Raw genomic sequence first — 18025 nt, 5'->3', positions numbered from 1 at the left:
GACCAGGCATGCAAGCAATCCGCAGCTTCTTCAACAGCACCTTCCTCAACAGAACCCTGAAGCCGGCCCGCCGGATCGGCCTTCCGCTGGCCATCGTCATCGCCGGACTGCTGACCGGGCTCGGCTACGGGCTGCTCAAGACTCCGGCCTACTCGGCGACGTCCTACGTCCTCCTGGTGTCCCAGAACGATGAGGGCCCGCCCGTGGCGGTGAGCTTCGCCCAGGCTTACGGACGGCTGGCGGCCCTTCCGGAAACGCTCGCCTGGGCCGCCGTTCCCCTGCCGCCCGCGGACCTGGCCGACGCCCGCCGGAACATCCAGGCGTCCACGTCCCCTGACACCCCGCTCGTACGGCTGACGGCCTCGGCCAGAACACCGCGCCGTGCGGCGACCTTCGCCAACACGGCCGCCGACGCGCTCGTCCGCTATGGCAACGCCCACCAGCAGGACACCGGCGTACGCGTCGCGCTGATGACGAGGGCGGCGGCACCGTTCGGTCCCAGCTCGCCCAACCTTCCGCTGAACGTGGCCGTAGGAACCGCGACGGGAATCCTGCTCGCGGGCCTGGTGGCGGCGACCGGAGCCGGAACACGCCTCCGCCGGCGGCAGGGGGGCACCGGCCCCACCTCGGACCGCCGGCCGTCGGCCGGGCCGAGGGCACCGAAGGCGAGGACGAGGCAGCGCAGCGAGCCGGCCGCCATGGACCTCGGGGAGGCGGGGCCCCAGACGGCGGGCGGCCGGGACGCGGAGTTCCAGGAGGCGGCGTCCCAGGACGCCGCGTCCGAGGTCCATGCGGAGGCCGCGAAGTGACACTGCCCGGCAGGCTCGGCGGGGTCCGCGTGAGCCCCGGCGACTCCGCCGACTCCGCCGATACCGCGCACTCGGTCTGGACAGTGGAGGTACGCCAGGACGCGAACGCGCTGGCCGAACTCGCGGACGAATGGCGCGGCCTCTACGCGCGGAGCCACACCGCCACCCCGTTCCAGTCGCACGCGTGGCTGGCGGCCTGGTGGCGCAACTACGGCACGCGCGGAGGCCTGCGGCTGTGCCTGGTACGGCGGCATGGCCTGCTGGTCGCCGCGGCGCCGCTGATGGCGGTGCGGCGGTGGGGATTCCCGGTGCTGGAGCCGCTCGCGGCGCCGCAGAGCGACTTCACCGACTTCCTGCTGGACCGCGATCACGCGCGGCAGTCCGTGCGGTACCTGACCCGCGCGCTGCTGGCCGCACCCGGCTGGGGCGCGATCGACCTGCGCGAGGTCAGGCCGGGCTCGGCGGCGCACGCGGTGGCCGAGCGCTGGCCCGGGACGTCCTGGCGGACCCCGGCGTCGATCTGCCTGGAACTGCCCGCCGGCGGCGTCGACGCGCTGCTCGCCAGGTTGCCCGGCCGCCGGGCGGGCAAGACGCGGGCCCGGCTGCGCAAGATCGACGCGGCCGGGATCGCGGTCGCTCCGGTGCCCGCCGAGCGCGCCGGCGAGGCCGTGAACCGGCTCCTGGACCTGCATGTCCGGCAGTGGCGGGACCGGCCGATCAACCCCGAGCACACCCGCGCCCGGTTCCGCCGGCATCTGGCCGCCGCGCTGACCGAGATGACCCGGGACGGCCAGGCCGTGATCTTCGAGTACCGGGAGGCGGACCGGCTGGTGGCCGCGGACCTGGTCCTGATCGGGCATGACTTCGCGGGCGCGTACCTGTACGGGTCGGTCGCGGACCTGCGCGACAGGATCGAGGTGACGCTCATGCTGCTGCGCCAGGACCTCGGGGTGGCCGAGCGGGCCGGCGTCCCGGCGCTCAGCCTGCTGCGCGGGGACGAGCCGTACAAGATGAAGTGGCGGCCCACCCCGGTCCGCAACGAGCGGCTGATCCTGGGCCGGTCGCCGCTGGCGTCGGCCTACGCGACCGCGGCGCGCGGGCGCGCGGAGCTGAGCGCCCGCATGCGCCGCCGCGCCGAGACACCGCATGGCTGACCGGCCCGCGGTCACCGGAGTGCGCGTCCTGCACGTCAGCCAGCCCACCGACGGCGGAGTGGCGGTCTACGTCATCCAGGCCGTCACCGACCAGCTCCGCCGGGGCTGGGAGGTCGCGGTGGCCTGCCCGCCGGATGGCGACCTGGCGGCTCGGGTGCGGGCGGCGGGCGCCCCGCACCTGCTCTGGCATGCCGAACGCGCCCCGGGACCGGACACGCTCCGCGAGGTGAGCACCCTGCGGCGGATCGTCCGGCGGTTCGGCCCGGACGTGCTGCATCTGCATTCGGCCAAGGCGGGGCTGGCCGGGCGGCTCCCGTTCGGCGGGCCGGAGGTACCGACGATCTTCCAGCCGCACGGCTGGTCCTGGCTGGCCGCGACCGGCGCCCAGGCCGCGGCCGGGCTGCATTGGGAACGCCTCGCCGCGCGCCGTACCGACGCCCTGGTCTGCGTCGGTACGGGCGAGCTCAAGCAAGGCCGCGAGGCACGGGTGCGCGCGCCGTACCGGCTGATCCGCAACGGCGTGGACCTGCGCCACTTCACCCCGGCCGACGCCGCCGACCGCAGCGCGGCGCGGCGCGTTCTGGGGCTGCCGTCCGACGCGCCCTTGGCGGTGTGCATCGGCCGCGTGACACGGCAGAAGGGGCAGGACGTCCTGCTGGCCGCCTGGCCCATGATCCGGGAACACTGCACGCGCGCGCTCCTGGCCATCGTCGGTGACGGTGACGAACTCACGCGCTTGCGCCGGAGGGCCGCGCCGGGCGTGCTGTTCGTCCCGCCCGTCGCGGACACGCGCGGCTGGCTGGCGGCGGCCGACCTGGTGGTGCTGCCCTCCCGCTGGGAGGGACTGGCCCTGGTCGCGCTGGAGGCCCTCGCCCGCGGGCGCTCGCTGGTGTGCAGCAACGTGCCCGGGCTCGCGGAGATCGTTCAGCCCGGGACCGGTGCCCTCGTGCCGCCGGAGGATCCCGTCAGCCTGGCCTTCGAGGTCGCCGCCAGGCTCTCGCGGCGAGCCGACGCGGACGCCGAGGGCCGCGCGGGCGCGGGCACGGCCGGCGCGTTCGACCTGACCGGAACGCTGGCGCTGCTCTCCGCCGTCACCTCGGGGCTGGCAGGCCGCGGTACGGAAGGCTCGGAACCGGGATGCTCCGGAACGGGGCCGGGGCTCGGGGGCGGCACCGGGGTCTCCGGGCGCGGGGGCGCGGCCGGGCCGCCCTCATCTGGGCCGGCGCCCGAGGGGTCCTGCCCGCCATCGGGAACGGGCGGACCTGAATCGGACGGACCTGAATCGGGCGGTACGGGTCCCGGCGGCGGGGACTGCGGCGGCGGGCCGGGCGGCGGAGTGGAGACCGAGGGCGCGGGAACGGGGGCACCGGCGCCCTTCCCGCCGAACAACTCGCGGTAGACCCCCGACGAACGGGGATTCTCCGAGCAACGCCATACACCGTGCGGGCAGTAGTCGGTGATGGTCTGGTAGATGACGTTGTGCGAGGCCATCCACTCATACATCCCCCGAATATATTCGGGATTGTCGGAATTACGGAACAATCCCCACTCGGGAAACGACATCGGCTTTCCGTGCTCGGCGGCGAAGCGCGCATGCTCCCGCAATCCATAAGGCTCGTCCACAAAGCGCCCGAACGACGCCCCCTCGGGCTGGTCGTAACTGTCGGAACCGATGATGTCGACGACATCGTCACCCGGATAGCACTCCACCCACGGCACGGCGTCGCGGCCCCGTGTCGCGGTGAAGTCGAACCGCAGCCGGGTGCCCGAGACACCGCGCATGGTCCGCACGATCCGCCGCCAGTACGCCTTCCAGGCGGCGGGGTCGGGCCCGCACCGGCCGCTGTAGACGTCGCCGTTCATCTCCCAGCCGAGCACCAGGATCGCGTCTCCGATCCCCTGCCCCACCAGGTGCTTCGCCAGCTCGTAGAAGTGCCGGTCATAGGCGCCGGAGGCACCGGCGCGCAGGTGCCAGGACACCGCGCCGTCGGGCATCCGCGCCTCGTTCGGTGCCACCATCGGCACGTTGACCACCAGCTGGCGCCTCGGGTCGGCGCGCCGCCAGCGAGCCCAGGGCTCCAGGATCCCCGGCCGGCCCTCGATGTCCTCCCAGCGCTCCCCCGGCAGGTAGGTATGGCCGACCGTGACCTCGGTACCGAGCCATTCCTGAAAAGGACCGACATTTCGCACGCCTTCTTCACCGGACCCCAGAAACGCCCCCAAAGGAACGGCCGGCGGCACCCGTTCAGGGGTTCCGCTCGGCGGGGGGACGGTCCGCGTCCCGTCGGCGATCCGGTCTGCGGGGCGGAAATTCGACCAGGCGGCGACAAGCACCCCCGCCGCCATCACGGCGGCCACACAGGAAACGGCGAGCGCCCGCACGAGAAGACCCAACGGAGATCTTGCTCCCCCATAGCCGAACAGCCGATGAATACGATGGTTATCGTCGGCTCCCATGCGTATCGTATGCCCTCGGGCCTGCGTATATGAACAGGCGGATCGCCACGGGAGTGGCGTAGACGCGGCAGAATTTACCTTTTCGATAGGAAGCGTGTCGAGAATGCGAATCGCACCGGAATGGAGCGCGACCGCCCCTCCGGGCCTCAGCGCGCCGGCGCTCGACGGCGACCTGCCCGTCCTGCTGCTGCGCACCGACCGCAACCCGCTGCATCACGGGACGCTGGGCGCGATCAGATCGCTCGGCCGCGCCGGCGTCCCCGTCCACGCGATCCTCGAAGGCCGGGTCTCACCCGCCGCGCACTCCCGCCGCCTGCGCCGCCGCCACCCCTGGGGGCCCTCACCGCAGCACGCGCCGGAAGCGCTGGCCGAGCATCTGCGCGGCATCGCCGGGCAGATCGGCCGCCGCTCGCTGCTGATCCCGCTGGACGACGCGGGCGCGCTCTTCACCGCCGAGCACGCCCATGCCCTCGAGGAGTGCTTCGTCCTCCCCCCGCAGGACCCGGCCGCCCCGCGCCGGGTGGCCGACAAGTCGCTGCTGCTGGAGCAGTGCACGCGGTACGACATCGCCTGCCCCGAGAGCCTCGTCCCCGGCTCCCCCGCCGAGGTCGGCGAGGCCGTCGCCCGCCTCGGCCTGCCGCTGGTCGCCAAGTGGTCGCGGCCCTGGCTGCTGCCGCCAGGGCGACGCAGCACCGTGGTGGTCCGTACCGCCATCGACGCCCACCGCCTCTTCTCGCTCGCCACCACCCCGCCTTTCGGCGGCGACGGAGACTTCCCCGCCGGCCCGCTGATCCTTCAGCGCCGCATCCCGCCGGGCGGCGGCGACTGGTTCTTCCACGGCCACTTCGACGAGAACTACGTGTGCCTGTTCGGCGGCACCGGGATCAAGCATCTGGCCCATCCCCGCGACGCGGGCCACACCGTCTCGGGCGAATGGGTACTCAACCCGGCGCTGGAGCAGCTGGCCCACAAGGTCGTCAACATCCTCGGGTGCCGGGGCACCGTCGATCTCGACTTCCGGCTCGACGCCCGTACCGGCATCTACCACCTGCTCGACTTCAACCCCAGGCTCGGCGCCCAGTTCCGGCTGTTCAGCGACCAGCGCGGGATCGACCTCGTCAGGGCCCTGCACCTGGAACGCTCCGGCCGCGCCGTTCCCCCGCCCCGCCCTCGGTACGGCCGCACGCTGCTGGTGGAGCACCACTTCCTGCAGCACTCCCTGGCCCGCTCCGGGGAACGCGCCGCCGCGTTCGGGCGGCTCCGCCGGGCCGGCGAGCGGGCCTGGTTCGCCACGGACGACCCGGTTCCGTTCCTCGTCATGGGCCGACGGAGCCTGATCCGCGCCGTCCGGCGCGGCACGTGACGGAACGGTCAAGACCACCCGCATGAAACCACCACCGCAAGGCGCGCTATCGCACGCATCACGACCACGGGGGAACGCGAATATGCACGACTCGACCGCCGACGTACTCGTCGTCGGGGCGGGGCCCTACGGCCTCTCGACCGCGGCGTACCTGCGGCACCACGGCCTGGACGTCCGCATCATCGGCACACCGATGGAGTTCTGGGCCGACGGCATGCCGCCCGGGATGTACCTGAAGTCCGAGCCCTTCGCCTCCAGCCTCGGCGCGCCGCACGGGGGCGCCACGTTCACCGACCGCAATCCGGGCTGGAACACCGGCCGGCCGATCCCGCTCTCGACGTTCGTCGAGTACGGCCGCTGGTTCGCCGGCCATCTCGTCCCGTACACCGAGGACGCCCGGGTGCTCCGGATCGAGCGCCCGGACGGGATCGGGGACGGGCCGTTCGAGGTCACGCTGTCGACCGGCGAGGTGGCCAGGACGCGCGCCGTCGTGATGGCGATCGGCGTCGGGCCGTTCGCCCACATCCCGGACGAGCTGTCCGCGCTGCCCGGCGACCTGCTCACGCACAGCATGGCCCACCGCGACTTCGGCCGCTTCGAGGACCAGGAGGTGGCCGTGGTCGGAGCGGGCCAGTCCGCGCTGGAGACCGCGGTGCTGCTGGCGGAGGCCGGCGCGCGCCCGCAGGTCCTCGCCCGTACCGAACGGCTCGCCTGGAACGCGGTGCCCCTGACGTCCCCTTCACCGGTCGACCGGCTGCTGCGCGGACCGGCCTCGGGCCTCGGCCGCGGGTACCGGACGTGGATCTGGTCCGAGCACCCCTGGACCACGCGCCTGCTGCCCGACGCCACGCGGCGGCACCTGCTCCGTACGACCATGGGTCCCGCCGGGGCCTGGTGGCTGCGCGACCGCGTCGACCACCGCGTCCACGTGATGACGGGCCGCGCGGTCACCGGCGCGCGCGAGTCCGGCGGCAGGGCGGCCGTCACCACCGCCGGCCGGATCGGCAGCCCGTGGGAGCACGAGGTCGACCATGTCATCGCCGCGACCGGGTTCGTTCCCGATCTGGACCGGATCGGCATCCTGGCGCCGGAGCTGCGCGAGCGGGTACGGACCAGGCACCGCGCGCCGGTGCTCGGCGCGCACTTCGAGAGTTCCGTGCCGGGCCTGTACTTCGCCGGGCTCACCGCGGCCCCGAGCTTCGGCCCGGTCATGCGCTTCGTCCACGGTGCCGACTTCGCCGCCCGCCGGATCGCCGCGCACGTGGCGGCCGGCAGCCGCGCGGCCGCGCCTCCCGAGGAGACCGTGAAGGTGCTGGACGGGGAAGGCCAGGCCGCACCAACGCCGCCACACGCTCCGGCAAATCCTGGGTAGAGTGCCGCGCCCGCCGCACCGCCGGTGACGCAGCATGGCGGCATGCCGGAGACACGCCAATGGGAATTCAATGGCGCCGACGATTACGCACCGTGCTGCTATCGTCGCAACGCGTTAGCAGATGGCGCCGTCGAATCCAGTGCCGTCGACTTCCATCCGCGAGGTGTTCCAAGAATGCAGCAGGTGGCGATCCGCGCCGGGGCCCGCGAAGCCCTCGACCGGACGACCCGCGCCCGCGTTCCGGGCGTCCTCAGGATGGCGGTCGTCGCCGGGCTGGCGTTCGCGGGCTGGTTCGCGCTGGCCGCGCTGGCCGGTTCCGCGTCCGCGGACAGCGGCGACGGCCGGCCCGTGGCCGGCCGGGACGGCGGCGAGGCCATCGGCCTGGCCGGCGATCTCGCCGGAGATCTGGCCACGGGCCTGACCACGAGCGCGACCGGCACCGGATCGCCGCAGCGGGAGACCGTACGGAAGGCGGGCGACCGCCTGCTGCGCGCCCCGTCGTCCACGCTCACCGGGCTGGTGTCCGGCGCCCCGGGCCTGCGCGAGCTGCGCCCGGCGGCATCGGGCCTGGCCGAACGGGCCGGGCTGCCCGACCGCCACGCGGTGCACGGGTTGCTGTCGCCGCTCACCGGACGGGCCGTCCCGGACGCGCTGTTCGGAAGCGAAGGCGGGCGGCCGCACGGCGGTGACCGCGACTCCGGCACGGCGCGCGGTGCGGACGGTCCCGGCGGCGACACGGACCCGCGGCCGGCCGCGACGCCCCGCACCGCCGGCGAGCCCGGCGGAACCTGCCGCGGCTGCGACCGCGCGGACGGCGTGCCGACGGCTCCCCGCCCCTTCCATGAGACGGGGCAGGACGACGCGAAGGCCGCGCTCACGCAGCCCGGCCAGGGCCACGGCCCCATCGCGGGCACGCTGCCCGCCTCCCTTCCCGACGTACCGGACGCCATGGCCGCACGGGCGCTTCCGGCATCGGCGCCGAAGGAAGAGGCCGCGCCCGCCGATCCCGTGACCGCCCCGGACTAGCCGCGCCCGGGCGGGCTCGGCGATCGGGCTCGTCCTTCCGCCTCGGGGCTCGTCCTTCCACCTCGGGGTTCTGGTCTCCGTCGCGGGGCTCTGGACCACCGGATCTCCGCGCCGACCACCGAGCGATCCCGCTTCGGGATCCGCATCTCGTCCATTCCACCGGCCCTGGGTGCTCAGCCCACCGCCGAAAGCCGTACCGACCATCTCTGCCGATCAACCGGCGCACCGACGAAAAGGAGAAGAAAATGCGGAACTGGACCAGGAACATCACCCGTACCGTTCTGGTGACGGCGGGCATCGCCATGGCGGGCGCCGGACTCGGCGCCGGCACCACCACCGCCGCCGCCGACGGCCCGAGCACCGGGCCCCTGCCGTCCATGCCCATCATGCCCGTGGCGGGGACGGAGCCGGTCGAGATGCTCACCGGCCTGCTCGGGCAGCTGGGCACGCCGCTCGCGCCCGGCGGCCGGCCCGTGCAGGCGCCCGCCGGAACCCAGGCGCCCACCGGAGCCCAGCCGCCGGCCGGCGCGCCCGCGGCAGGGAAGCCCGCCGCCACCAAGCCCACCACCGGGAAGCCCGTCACCGGAAAGCCCGTCACCGGGAAGCCGCCGGCGAAGCTGCCCTCCACCAAGCGGGTGGGCAAGGCCGTCCCGCACCCGGGTCCGCTGACGAACGACGCGCTCAGTGCGTTCGGTCTGCTCGGTGCCGCCGGGCTGCCCGACCCCTCCCGGCTGCCCGAGGCCCAGAACCTGACCCAGGAGCTCACGCAGGGCATGCCGACCGCGTACCAGCTGCCGGGGGCCGACATGCTCTTCACCGCGCCCTCGTCCCTGCGCCAGACCGGCGGCCAGGCTCGCATGGCCGGGCCCGCTCCGCAGCCGGGCGACGCGATCCGTACGCTCCTCCGCTCGCTGGGCGCTCCGGTCCACAGCCCCGAGGCACCCGGCCAGGACACCGGCAACGATGACGTGGAAGGCAAGCCCGTCAGCAAGGCCGACCCCGGTCTGGGCAACCTGGACGGACTCACCAGGGGGCTCCCCGTCCGGCTGACCAGTTCCTCGCTGCCCAGCTGACCGAAGGCCGCAGAACCACGAGGAAGCCACCGTTGAGGGCGGGGGCGGCCCGCCGCTCCGGGCGCGCCGCCCCCGCCGCCGTTCGGCCGCTCAGAGGACCACAGGACATGCGTTCACCCGCCGCCACCCCCGTCATCGTCATCGCGCTCGCGGTGCCTGCGGCCCCGCTCCCGGCTTCCGCCGCACCCGCGCCCGCCAGCGCCGTCGCCGCCAAGCCGAAGACCGGTCAGCGGATCGCGCGGATCTCGATCCCCCGGATGAAAGTGCGCGGCCCCGTACGGCAGGGCGTGTCGCGCCGCGTCCTCGCGCGAGGCATCGGCCACCACCCCGGTACGGCGATGCCCGGTGAGATAGGGAACGCGGTGCTGCTGGCCCACCGCACCACCTACAAGGCCCCCTTCTCTAACATCCAGCGGATGCGCACCGGCGACCGGATTACGGTGACGACCGGCGGCCGGACCTACGTCTACCGGACGTACAAGAAGCGGATCATCTCCCCGCGCAAGACGAGCGTGCTCGCCCCCGTCCCGTTCAAAAGGGGAGCGCAGGCGCGCGACAGCGTGCTGACCCTCATCAGCTGCCATCCCCGGGGCTCGGACAGGAAACGGCTGGTCGTTCTGGCCAGGCGGGTGCCAGGGCAGGCCGGCCGGTGAACGGATCGCGCCTCCGCCCGGCCGGCACCTACGGCTGGGCCACCAAGCCCTTGCGCGCCATGACGCACGCCGAACTGGAGCACCTGCGCGCCGTCCTGTCCCTGGAGACGCCGCCGGACTGCGCCCTCCTGCGCGCCGTGGACGGCCGCCTGGAGCACGGCCCCACGGCGTCCGGCGAGGACGCGGCGGGGCCGTGCGACGACGAGTACATCGAGTCCGACGACTGGGCCCTCGACGGCTAGCGAGCGCCGGCGCGGTTCAGCTGTACTGGCCGGCGGCCTCCGCGGAACGGTCCTCGCCGTTGACGGTGATCAGGTGCTTGACCAGGGACGTGAGCACGCTCTTGGCCGAGTCCTTGCTGCGGGCGTCGCACAGGACGATGGGCGTCTTCGGGTTGAGGTCGAGCGCCTCGCAGATCTCGTCGGAGTCGTAGTCGTAGCCGTCGTCGAAGCAGTTGACGCCGACGATGAACGGCAGCCCCCGGCTCTCGAAATAGTCGACCGCGGGGAAGCAGTCGGCCAGCCGGCGGGTGTCGGCCAGCACGATCGCGCCCAGCGCGCCGTGCGACAACTCGTCCCACATGAACCAGAAGCGGTCCTGGCCCGGCGTACCGAACAGGTAGAGGATCAGCCGCTCGCGGATCGTGATGCGGCCGAAGTCCATGGCCACCGTGGTGGTCGTCTTGCGGTCCACCCCGGAGATGTCGTCGACGCCGACGCTCTGCTCGGTCAGGATCTCCTCGGTCTGCAGCGGCTTGATCTCGCTGACCGCGCCGACGAACGTGGTCTTGCCGACCCCGAAGCCGCCGGCCACGAGGATCTTGACGGCGAGGGGCATCGCGCCGCCGTCGCTCCAGGGAGCCGACCCCGCGGAGGCGACAGAGGAGGATGCGGCATCAGAGCGCCTCGAGTCCATGGAGCACTTCCCTGAGCAGGTGTTCGGTGACGGTCGGGCTTTCCTGTTGCGGGCGCCTGACCGCGATGAGCCCGTGGGTGAGCAGGTCGCCGAGCATGACCCGGACGACCACCAGCGGCAGCCCCAGCCGGGCGGAGACCTCCGCCACGGAATGGGGCCGCACGCACAGATCGATGATGGCCAGATGCTCGGGTCCGATGTCGGGCGAGGCCGCGGCCGGGCTCGCCACGGTGGCGATGATGGCGATCAGCTCGAAGCCCTCGCCGCTGGTGCGCGGTCTGGCCCGGCCGCCGGTCAGCGCGTACGAGCGGACGAGGGGACCGGCGTCCTCGTCGAGCCATTCGTTTCCGGGGCCGCTCATCGCCCTGTCACGACCCCTCGTCGAACTCGACGATCGATTCCGACCGGCCGCGCTTGGTACCGCGCTGGATCGAGGACATCATCGAGCGGAGCTCTTCGGGCGAGCGCTCCGGGGGCGGCTCGGGCGGCGGCGCGGAGCTCTCACCGCCGGGCTCCTCGCGGAGCTGCGGGGCGATGTTGGCCTGCCGGACCCGCCTGGGCAGTTCAGGCCGGCCGCCGCGTCCCCCGCCCCGGGACGATCCCCCGGGCGGGCGGCGCAGCGATCCGGGACCACCGGTCGTGCGCCGTTCGGACCGCAGCTCCTGTACGGGGCGTCCGCTCGCCGGCGGGTCGCCCGACCGTTCGGACATGGGCGGGTCGGACGCGGGCGGCACGCCGGTCTCCGGTACCCCCTGGGGCGGTTCTCCCCCGCCCCTGCGGTGCCGGGCGCTCGGCTGCGAACCGGTTCGCACACCCGACCGGTCCGGTGGTGACGGCCAGTCGTCCCATTCGGGCTGCACTCCACCCTGACCGGGCTGCACGGGCTGCGTGATGTGTCCCGGCTGCCCGCCGTACGTCGGTTCGGGCGGCGGCCCGACGGGAGGTCCCTGCGGCGGTTCGGGCCTGTTGGAGTGCAGGCGCAGCACCGGCCCGCCTGCTCCGGCGGGCAGCGCGGCACGTTCCTGGCCGCCGCGCAGGACACCGACCGGGACGAGGGCGTCCTCGCTGCGCCGGGTGAGGGCGAGCGGAGCCGGAGCCTCGTCGAGGCCGTCGCCGTCGCCGTGCACGACGATCTCCTCGGGGATCAGCACCACCGCGCTCATCCCGCCGAACGGGGAGGTCCGCAGCGTCACCCGGATCTTGTGCCGCTTGGCCAGCCGGCCGACGACGAACAGGCCGAGCTGGGCGCTGTCGGACAGGTCGAACTCGGGCGGCTCGGCCAGCCGGGCGTTGGCCGCGGCCAGGCTCGGCTCGTCCATGCTCAGCCCGCGGTCCTCGATCTCCAGCGTGAAGCCGCGCGCCACCGCCTGCCCGGTGATCTGGACGCTGGTGTGCGGCGGCGAGAACGAGGTGGCGTTCTCGATCAGCTCGGCCAGCAGGTGGATGACGTCGGCGACGGCCACGCCCGAGATCGCCGCCTGCGTCATCGGGGCGACCGACACCCGGGTGTAGTCCTCCACCTCGGAGGCGGCGGCGCGGGCCACGTCGATGACCGCGACCGGGTTGCGCCAGCCGCGCCCCGGCGCCTGGCCGGACAGGATGATCAGGCCTTCCGCGTGCCGGCGCATGCGGGTGGCCAGGTGGTCGATGCGGAACAGGTCCTCCAGGTCGTCCGGCTCGCTGATCCGGCGCTCCATGGAGTCCAGCAGGTTGAGCTGCCGGTGCACCAGCGTCTGGCTGCGGCGGGCCAGGTTGACGAACACCTCGCTGATGCCGCGGCGCAGCCCGGCCTCCTCGACCGCGCCCTGGATCGCGGTCCGGCGGGCCTCGTTGAAGGCCTGGCCGACCTGGTCGATCTCCTCGGTACGGAACGACAGCGGCGGGGCCTCGGCGACGACGTCGACCTCCTCGCCGCGGCGCAGCCGCTGGATGACGCCGGGCATCCGGGTGGTGGCCAGGTCGAGCGCCTCGCGCTTGAGCCCGTTCAGGTCGCGGATGACCGAGCGCGCCGCCCAGATCGCCAGCACGACCGACAGCACGACCGCGACCAGGCCCAGCACGCCGGCCAGCGCGACCCGCAGGATGATCGCGTCGGAGATCGGTTTGGCACGGTCCTCCGCTGCGGCGATCAGCGACAGCTCCAGGCCGCGCAGCCGCGTCAGGTTGGAGTCGACGGTGGTCTTCCACAGCACCGTGGTCTCGTCCGCGACCCTGGGGATGCGGGTGCCGGCGACGAAGCGGTCCTCCAGCGTGCGCAGCCGGCCGAACTCCGGCGTGCTGGTGACCCGGCGGAAGTACGTCCGGTCCTCGGTGCGCAGCTCGGGCGAGGCGATGTCGTACAGCGACCGCTGGGTGCCGACCAGCTTGACGAACTCGGCGTGCTCGGCGCGGCTGATCCGGCCGGCCGCCAGCACGCCCGCCAGCAGCGCGTCCTCTTGCGAGAGCGCCTCTCGCGCGCGGGCCAGCGCGACCTGGTTCCGGGCGTCCTTGGCGACCTCGGCGTTGCTCAGCGTGGACAGCGTGCCCTGCAGCGTCCCGATGCCGCCGACCAGCCCGCTGTAGTCGGCGAACGCCTGGCCGCGCGCGGTGCCGCCGGTGTCGATCGCGTTGCGCTTGGCGCCCAGCGCGTTCAGGCCGCGGATGATCTCGTCGGCCAGCCGCCGGGTCTGGGCGGGCGCCGCCTCCAGCGCCTCCTTGTCGCCGGCGAGGTTGCGGAACAGGCTCGCCTGCCGGTCGGTGACCAGCCGGGCCGCCTCCATGACCGCGAAGTCGGTGGGCGCCTTACCGCCGAGATAGACCATCGTTGCTCGGCGTTCGGCCTGCAGCGTACTGCCGAGCGCGCCGGAGGGGTACTCGAAGTGGTCCTGAACGGTCTCCACGTTGCGCAGGTTCAGCCCTTCCCCGAGGGTGACGCTCGCCGCGAACGCCCACAGGATGCTGAGCGAGACGAGCGACACCAGGACCAGCGCCGTGACCTTGAAGCGAACCGTACGGAACCGCCCGGTTCCGGTACGTGGCCGTCGATGACTGATGCGTGACCCCATGCCGCGGTCCCTTGATCGCACGAAGGAGGCTCTCTGTTAGCCGTCGGTTACTGATCGCACGAGAGGGTACATGGCTACGTGATCGTTTGCGTGGCTTGTGGGTAGAGATCTGAATCATTGCGATTCGAGCCACATGACCGGTAGTCGCGGGCATACAATCCGCGACCGTGATCTTCAAGAGCCAGCTCACGGGACGGCTGGCGGCCTGCGCGGTCGCCGCGACCGTCACAGCGACCATGGCCGCCTGCAGCGGCTCGAACTCGGCGACCCGTACCGCGCTGCCGCAGATACCGGCGCAGCAGGTGATCGGCGCGACGGAGGGACAGCTCAACCTGGTGGCCTGGACGGGGTACGCCGAGGACGGTTCGACCGACAAGACCGTCGACTGGGTGACCCCGTTCACCAAGGCGACCGGCTGCCGGGTGCAGACCAAGATCGCCGACACCTCGGACTCGATGGTCGCCCTCATGAAGACCGGGAAGTACGACGGCGTGTCGGCGTCCGGGGACGCGAGCCTGCGGCTGGTCTACGGCGGCGACGTGGCACCGGTGAACACCTCGCTGCTCACCAACTATCCCGACATCGCTGACTATCTCAAGGAACAGCCGTACAATTCGGTCGGCGGGCAGATGTACGGGGTCCCGCACGGTTACGGCGCCAACTACCTGATGTATCGCACGGACAAGCTCCCGCAGCCTCCGACCTCGTGGAATGTCGTGTGGGACAAGAACTCGCCCGCGGCCGGCAACATCACCGCGTACGACTCGCCGATCTACATCGCCGACGCCGCGCTGTACCTCAAGGCGCACCGCCCGGACCTGAAGATCAAGGATCCGTACGAGCTCGACGAGAAGCAGTTCGAGGCCGCCCTGGAACTGCTCCGGCAGCAGCGTCCCAACGTCAGCCAGTACTGGCACAACTACGCCGACGAGCTCCAGTCGTTCAAGATCGGCGACAACCATGCCGGGACCGCCTGGCAGGTGACCGCGAACCTGGCCAAGGAGCAGAAAGCCCCGGTGGACACGGTGCTGCCGGTCGAGGGCGCCACCGGCTGGTCCGACACCTGGATGATCTCGTCCCGGGCGAAACACCCGAACTGCATGTACCGCTGGATGAATTGGATCACCATGCCTAAGGTGCAGGCACAGGTGGCCCAGTGGTTCGGCCAGGCGGCCGCCAACCCCAAGGCGTGCCGTTACACGGCCAAGGGTTTCTGCGCGACGTACAAGGTCGGCGACGCCGACTTCTACAAGCGCATCGCGTTCTGGAAGACGCCCGTCAAGAACTGCGGCGACGACCGGGGCGACGCCTGCGTGGACTATTCGCGCTGGTCACAGGCCTGGACACAGATCAAGGGATAGAAGAGGTGACGCCCCGAGCCCGAAAGCAGTAGCAGCACTGAATCTCCCCCATCCCCCGGACAGTGCGATGGCGCACTACAAGGAGATGCTTTTCCGTGAAGTTCAGCTACGCCATGCTTCCCGACTACCCCCTCACCGAGTCGCTCGCCTCGATCAGGCTGGCCGACGAGCTGGGGTTCTACGCCGTGTACGCGGCCGACGAGCCATGGCACAAGGACCTGTGGCTGCTGTTCGCCGCCGCCGCGGCGCAGACGTCCCAGATCCGCATGGGTCCGAGCGTCTCGGCGGTCACCCTGCGCGAGCCGAGCCTGATCGCCCAGGCCGCCGCCACGCTGGACGAGCTCACCGACGGCCGCGCGGAGGTCGTCCTCGGCTCCGGCAACTTCGGCGTGCTCGCCCAGTACAAGATCGACTGGGCCAAGACCAAGCCGCTCACCCGGGTCAAGGAGGCCGTCGCGGTCGTCCGTACCCTGCTGGACGAGGGCACGATCACCCGCGACGGGGAGTTCTACTCCTACGACGGCCTGTTCACCTTCGCCCGCCCGGTCCAGGAGCACCTGCCGGTCAAGATCGGCGCGATGCGCGGGCCGAAGTCGTTCCAGGCCGCCGGCGAGCTGTCCGACGGCGTCCACCACGCCCTGAGCTACTGCCGCGGCGCGTACGAGTACGCCGTCGAGAACTTCCGGATCGGCGCCGAGCGCGCCGGCAAGGACTGGCAGTCCATGGACATCGGCGCCTGGGTGGTGTTCGCGACGGGTCCCGACTCCGCCGCGGCCAAGGAGGCGGCCCGCAGCATGGTCGGCCTGTACGCCTCGGCCATGCCGGCCGAGCAACTGGAGCGCAACGGCGTCGACCCCAAGGACATGGAGCCCATCGTCGCCGCCATCGGCGCCGGTGACCTGGCCAAGGCCATCGAGCTGACCACCCCGGACATCACCGAGAAGCTGTCCCTGGCGGGCACGCCCGACGAGGTGCGCGCCAAGATCGAGCGTGAGATCGCCCCCACCGGCGTGAACCACATGATCTGCGCCATCACCGACGCCGGTCTGGTCAAGGGCTTCACCGGCCGCGAGGTCGAGGGCGTCGCGGACGTCGACACCCAACTCCGCCTGATCCACGACGAACTGATGCCCGCGTTCAAGTAGCCGCACCGGCCGAGCCGGCACCTGCCGAGCCGGAAACCGGCGGCTAGCAAGCAAGAACCCCGCGTACAACGAGGGGCCGGGCGCAGGTGGCGCCCGGCCCCTTCGCCGTCGGCCACCTGCCGTCACTTTGCCGTTCACGGAGCTACGGCCGGGCCCGCCGCGGACATAGAGCAGGCATGGGGGAAGCGGCGGGACCCGGGAACCGGCCGCCTCAGTACGTGCGCCATCCCGTCCGCCCGACGCCGGCCACCGAGAAGGGCGGGCTGGTCAAGGCGCTCCGGGCACTGTGGGCGTTCCGGCGGGCGCTCGCGGAGTTCCTCATGATGCCGCTGCTCATGCTCGCGGCCTTCACCGCGCTCGGTGCCGTGACCGTCTACCTTGACCTGTCCACGGCCGCGCCGCTGCGGCGCGCACGCACGGCGCTGGACAAGCTCATCCCCAGCGAGGTGGCGGTCGACCTGCTGGCCCAGGTCGCTCCCGCGATCGTCGGCGTCGCCTCGCTGACCTTCTCCGTACTGCTGATCGCGGTGCAGCAGAACGCCTCGCTCTATACCCCTGTGGTCTTCGACGAGTTCCTGCGGCGGCGCAGCAATCAGATCCACTTCGGTTTCTTCATCGGCCTGTCGCTGTACTCGTTCATCCTGCTGGCCTCGGTACGCCCCGGAAACCATCTGGCCTTCGGCGCCGTCCTCCTGTTCCTGCTCACCACGGTCGCGCTGGTCATGCTGATGACGCTCATCTACGGCACGATCAACCAGATGCGGCCCGCCAGCGTCCTGTCGGCCACCTGGAAACTGACCCTGCGATCCCGCAGCCGCGCCGGTGGACTGCTGGCCATGCTGCGGGAGGCGCCCCTCCTGCCGCCCGACCGGGCCGCTCCCGTGCTCGCGCCTCAGGACGGCTACCTGGTCGACGTACGGTTCAAGAGGCTCCGGCGGGTGATCGGCAGGACCGGCTCGGAGGTCGAGGTGGTCTTCGAGCACCCGGTGGGGACGTACCTGGGCGCCGGCGACCAGGTGGCGCACGTGCGCGGCGAGGACGCCCAGGTGCTCCCCCGGCTGGCCTCCCAGGTCGCCGGCTGCCTGGTCATCGACACCAACCGCGACGTACGCACCGATCCCGGCTACGCCGTCGAGCAGATCGCCGGCATCGCCTGGACCGCCTACTCCAGCTCCCAGAACAGCCCGGTCATCGCGCTGGCCGCGATGCGGGTGCTGACCGACCTGCTCGAACGCTGGATCCTCGGACCGCCGCCCGAGCGGCACGGAACCGTTCCGGTCGTCTACCCCGACGTGATCCTCGCCGAGACGATCGACCGGCTCACCAAGATCGGCCGGTTGACCGAGGAGTCCGGGAACGCCGCCCCCTGCACCGAGGTGTTCCTCGCGCTGGCCCAGATCGTCCCGTACGTCCGGACCGAGTACCTGCCGCTGCTCGAAGACCGCGTCTGGCGGCTGCTACCTATCGTGGCCGGCCTCACCACGCTGTCCGCCGACATCGAGGACGCCGCGCGACTCCTCGCCAGGGCCCTGTCGTCCCGCGACCGCCACCGCTGCGCCGAGCAGCTCGACGCCCTCATCGACGCCCACCAGCACCACATGCACCAGCGTTACGGCATGCCCCGGCCCCACGAGGCGGACCCGGCCTGAGCCT

The 18025-nt window shown here is 72.3% G+C and carries 15 protein-coding genes and 1 pseudogene; 12 read left to right on the top strand and 4 right to left on the bottom strand.

The window, feature by feature from the left end; genetic code table 11:
- Positions 1 to 8 precede the first annotated feature (8 nt).
- The 3 genes and pseudogenes from ACH34Q_RS15280 to ACH34Q_RS15270 form a co-directional block, all read left to right on the top strand.
- Complete coding sequence (locus tag ACH34Q_RS15280; RefSeq protein ID WP_395983569.1) at positions 9 to 809, top strand: hypothetical protein; 801 nt, start codon at positions 9 to 11, stop codon at positions 807 to 809.
- On the top strand, positions 806 to 1963 hold the full coding sequence (locus ACH34Q_RS15275) for a GNAT family N-acetyltransferase (protein ID WP_395983568.1): 1158 nt from the start codon (positions 806 to 808) through the stop codon (positions 1961 to 1963). Before ACH34Q_RS15280 ends, ACH34Q_RS15275 begins: the two co-directional genes overlap by 4 nt.
- Positions 1956 to 2948 (top strand): annotated as a pseudogene (locus ACH34Q_RS15270) (glycosyltransferase); the annotation flags it as partial. The gene ACH34Q_RS15275 and the pseudogene ACH34Q_RS15270, both read left to right, overlap by 8 nt.
- Here the strand turns inward: ACH34Q_RS15270 and ACH34Q_RS15265 are convergent.
- Positions 2888 to 3745, bottom strand: a complete 858-nt coding sequence (locus tag ACH34Q_RS15265) for a hypothetical protein (protein WP_395983709.1) — start codon at positions 3743 to 3745, stop codon at positions 2888 to 2890. The pseudogene ACH34Q_RS15270 and the gene ACH34Q_RS15265 sit on opposite strands and share 61 nt — an antisense overlap.
- 778 nt (positions 3746 to 4523) lie before the next feature.
- On the opposite strand from ACH34Q_RS15265, the gene ACH34Q_RS15260 reads away from it, so the two are divergent.
- From ACH34Q_RS15260 to ACH34Q_RS15235, 6 genes are all read left to right on the top strand, one after another.
- Entirely contained in the window at positions 4524 to 5783 is a 1260-nt protein-coding gene (locus ACH34Q_RS15260; RefSeq protein ID WP_395983567.1) for an ATP-grasp domain-containing protein, read from the top strand.
- Positions 5784 to 5865: 82 nt separating this feature from the next.
- A complete protein-coding gene (locus ACH34Q_RS15255; protein WP_395983566.1) occupies positions 5866 to 7155 on the top strand; it encodes an NAD(P)-binding domain-containing protein in 1290 nt (429 codons plus the stop codon).
- Between the two features lie 174 nt (positions 7156 to 7329).
- Positions 7330 to 8181: a hypothetical protein gene (locus ACH34Q_RS15250; RefSeq protein ID WP_395983565.1), complete on the top strand. Its 852-nt coding sequence runs from the start codon at positions 7330 to 7332 to the stop codon at positions 8179 to 8181.
- A 245-nt stretch (positions 8182 to 8426) separates the two neighbouring features.
- Positions 8427 to 9254 carry a hypothetical protein gene (locus ACH34Q_RS15245; protein ID WP_395983564.1) on the top strand — a complete coding sequence of 276 codons (828 nt, stop codon included), beginning with the start codon at positions 8427 to 8429 and terminating at the stop codon, positions 9252 to 9254.
- Positions 9255 to 9361: 107 nt separating this feature from the next.
- Positions 9362 to 9907, top strand: coding sequence for a class E sortase (locus ACH34Q_RS15240; RefSeq protein WP_395983563.1), 546 nt, complete (start codon positions 9362 to 9364; stop codon positions 9905 to 9907).
- Positions 9904 to 10149, top strand: coding sequence for a hypothetical protein (locus tag ACH34Q_RS15235; RefSeq protein ID WP_395983562.1), 246 nt, complete (start codon positions 9904 to 9906; stop codon positions 10147 to 10149). Before ACH34Q_RS15240 ends, ACH34Q_RS15235 begins: the two co-directional genes overlap by 4 nt.
- 16 nt (positions 10150 to 10165) lie before the next feature.
- Here the strand turns inward: ACH34Q_RS15235 and ACH34Q_RS15230 are convergent, their stop codons facing one another.
- The 3 genes from ACH34Q_RS15230 to ACH34Q_RS15220 are packed head-to-tail and all read right to left on the bottom strand — an operon-like array spanning position 10166 to position 13866.
- Positions 10166 to 10744 (bottom strand): GTP-binding protein, encoded by a 579-nt coding sequence (locus ACH34Q_RS15230; RefSeq protein WP_395983561.1) that lies wholly within the window; start codon positions 10742 to 10744, stop codon positions 10166 to 10168.
- Between the two features lie 58 nt (positions 10745 to 10802).
- Positions 10803 to 11183, bottom strand: coding sequence for a DUF742 domain-containing protein (locus ACH34Q_RS15225; RefSeq protein ID WP_395983560.1), 381 nt, complete (start codon positions 11181 to 11183; stop codon positions 10803 to 10805).
- 7 nt (positions 11184 to 11190) lie between these two features.
- Positions 11191 to 13866 carry a nitrate- and nitrite sensing domain-containing protein gene (locus ACH34Q_RS15220; RefSeq protein ID WP_395983559.1) on the bottom strand — a complete coding sequence of 892 codons (2676 nt, stop codon included), beginning with the start codon at positions 13864 to 13866 and terminating at the stop codon, positions 11191 to 11193.
- Between the two features lie 167 nt (positions 13867 to 14033).
- Here ACH34Q_RS15220 and ACH34Q_RS15215 point away from each other — a divergent pair, with 167 nt between their 5' ends.
- The 3 genes from ACH34Q_RS15215 to ACH34Q_RS15205 all read left to right on the top strand — a co-directional run bounded on the left by ACH34Q_RS15215 (position 14034) and on the right by ACH34Q_RS15205 (position 18021).
- On the top strand, positions 14034 to 15227 hold the full coding sequence (locus tag ACH34Q_RS15215; RefSeq protein ID WP_395983558.1) for an ABC transporter substrate-binding protein: 1194 nt from the start codon (positions 14034 to 14036) through the stop codon (positions 15225 to 15227).
- A gap of 95 nt (positions 15228 to 15322) precedes the next feature.
- Entirely contained in the window at positions 15323 to 16372 is a 1050-nt protein-coding gene (locus ACH34Q_RS15210; protein ID WP_395983557.1) for an LLM class flavin-dependent oxidoreductase, read from the top strand.
- Between the two features lie 218 nt (positions 16373 to 16590).
- Positions 16591 to 18021, top strand: coding sequence for a DUF2254 family protein (locus ACH34Q_RS15205; RefSeq protein WP_395983556.1), 1431 nt, complete (start codon positions 16591 to 16593; stop codon positions 18019 to 18021).
- Positions 18022 to 18025: the final 4 nt, after the last annotated feature.

The sequence above is a fragment of the Actinomadura sp. 9N407 genome, from assembly GCF_044326315.1.
In the GTDB taxonomy this organism is placed as follows: domain Bacteria; phylum Actinomycetota; class Actinomycetes; order Streptosporangiales; family Streptosporangiaceae; genus Spirillospora.
The sequence above is the reverse complement of the archived record's forward strand: the minus strand, read 5'-3'. Positions and strand labels throughout refer to the sequence as shown.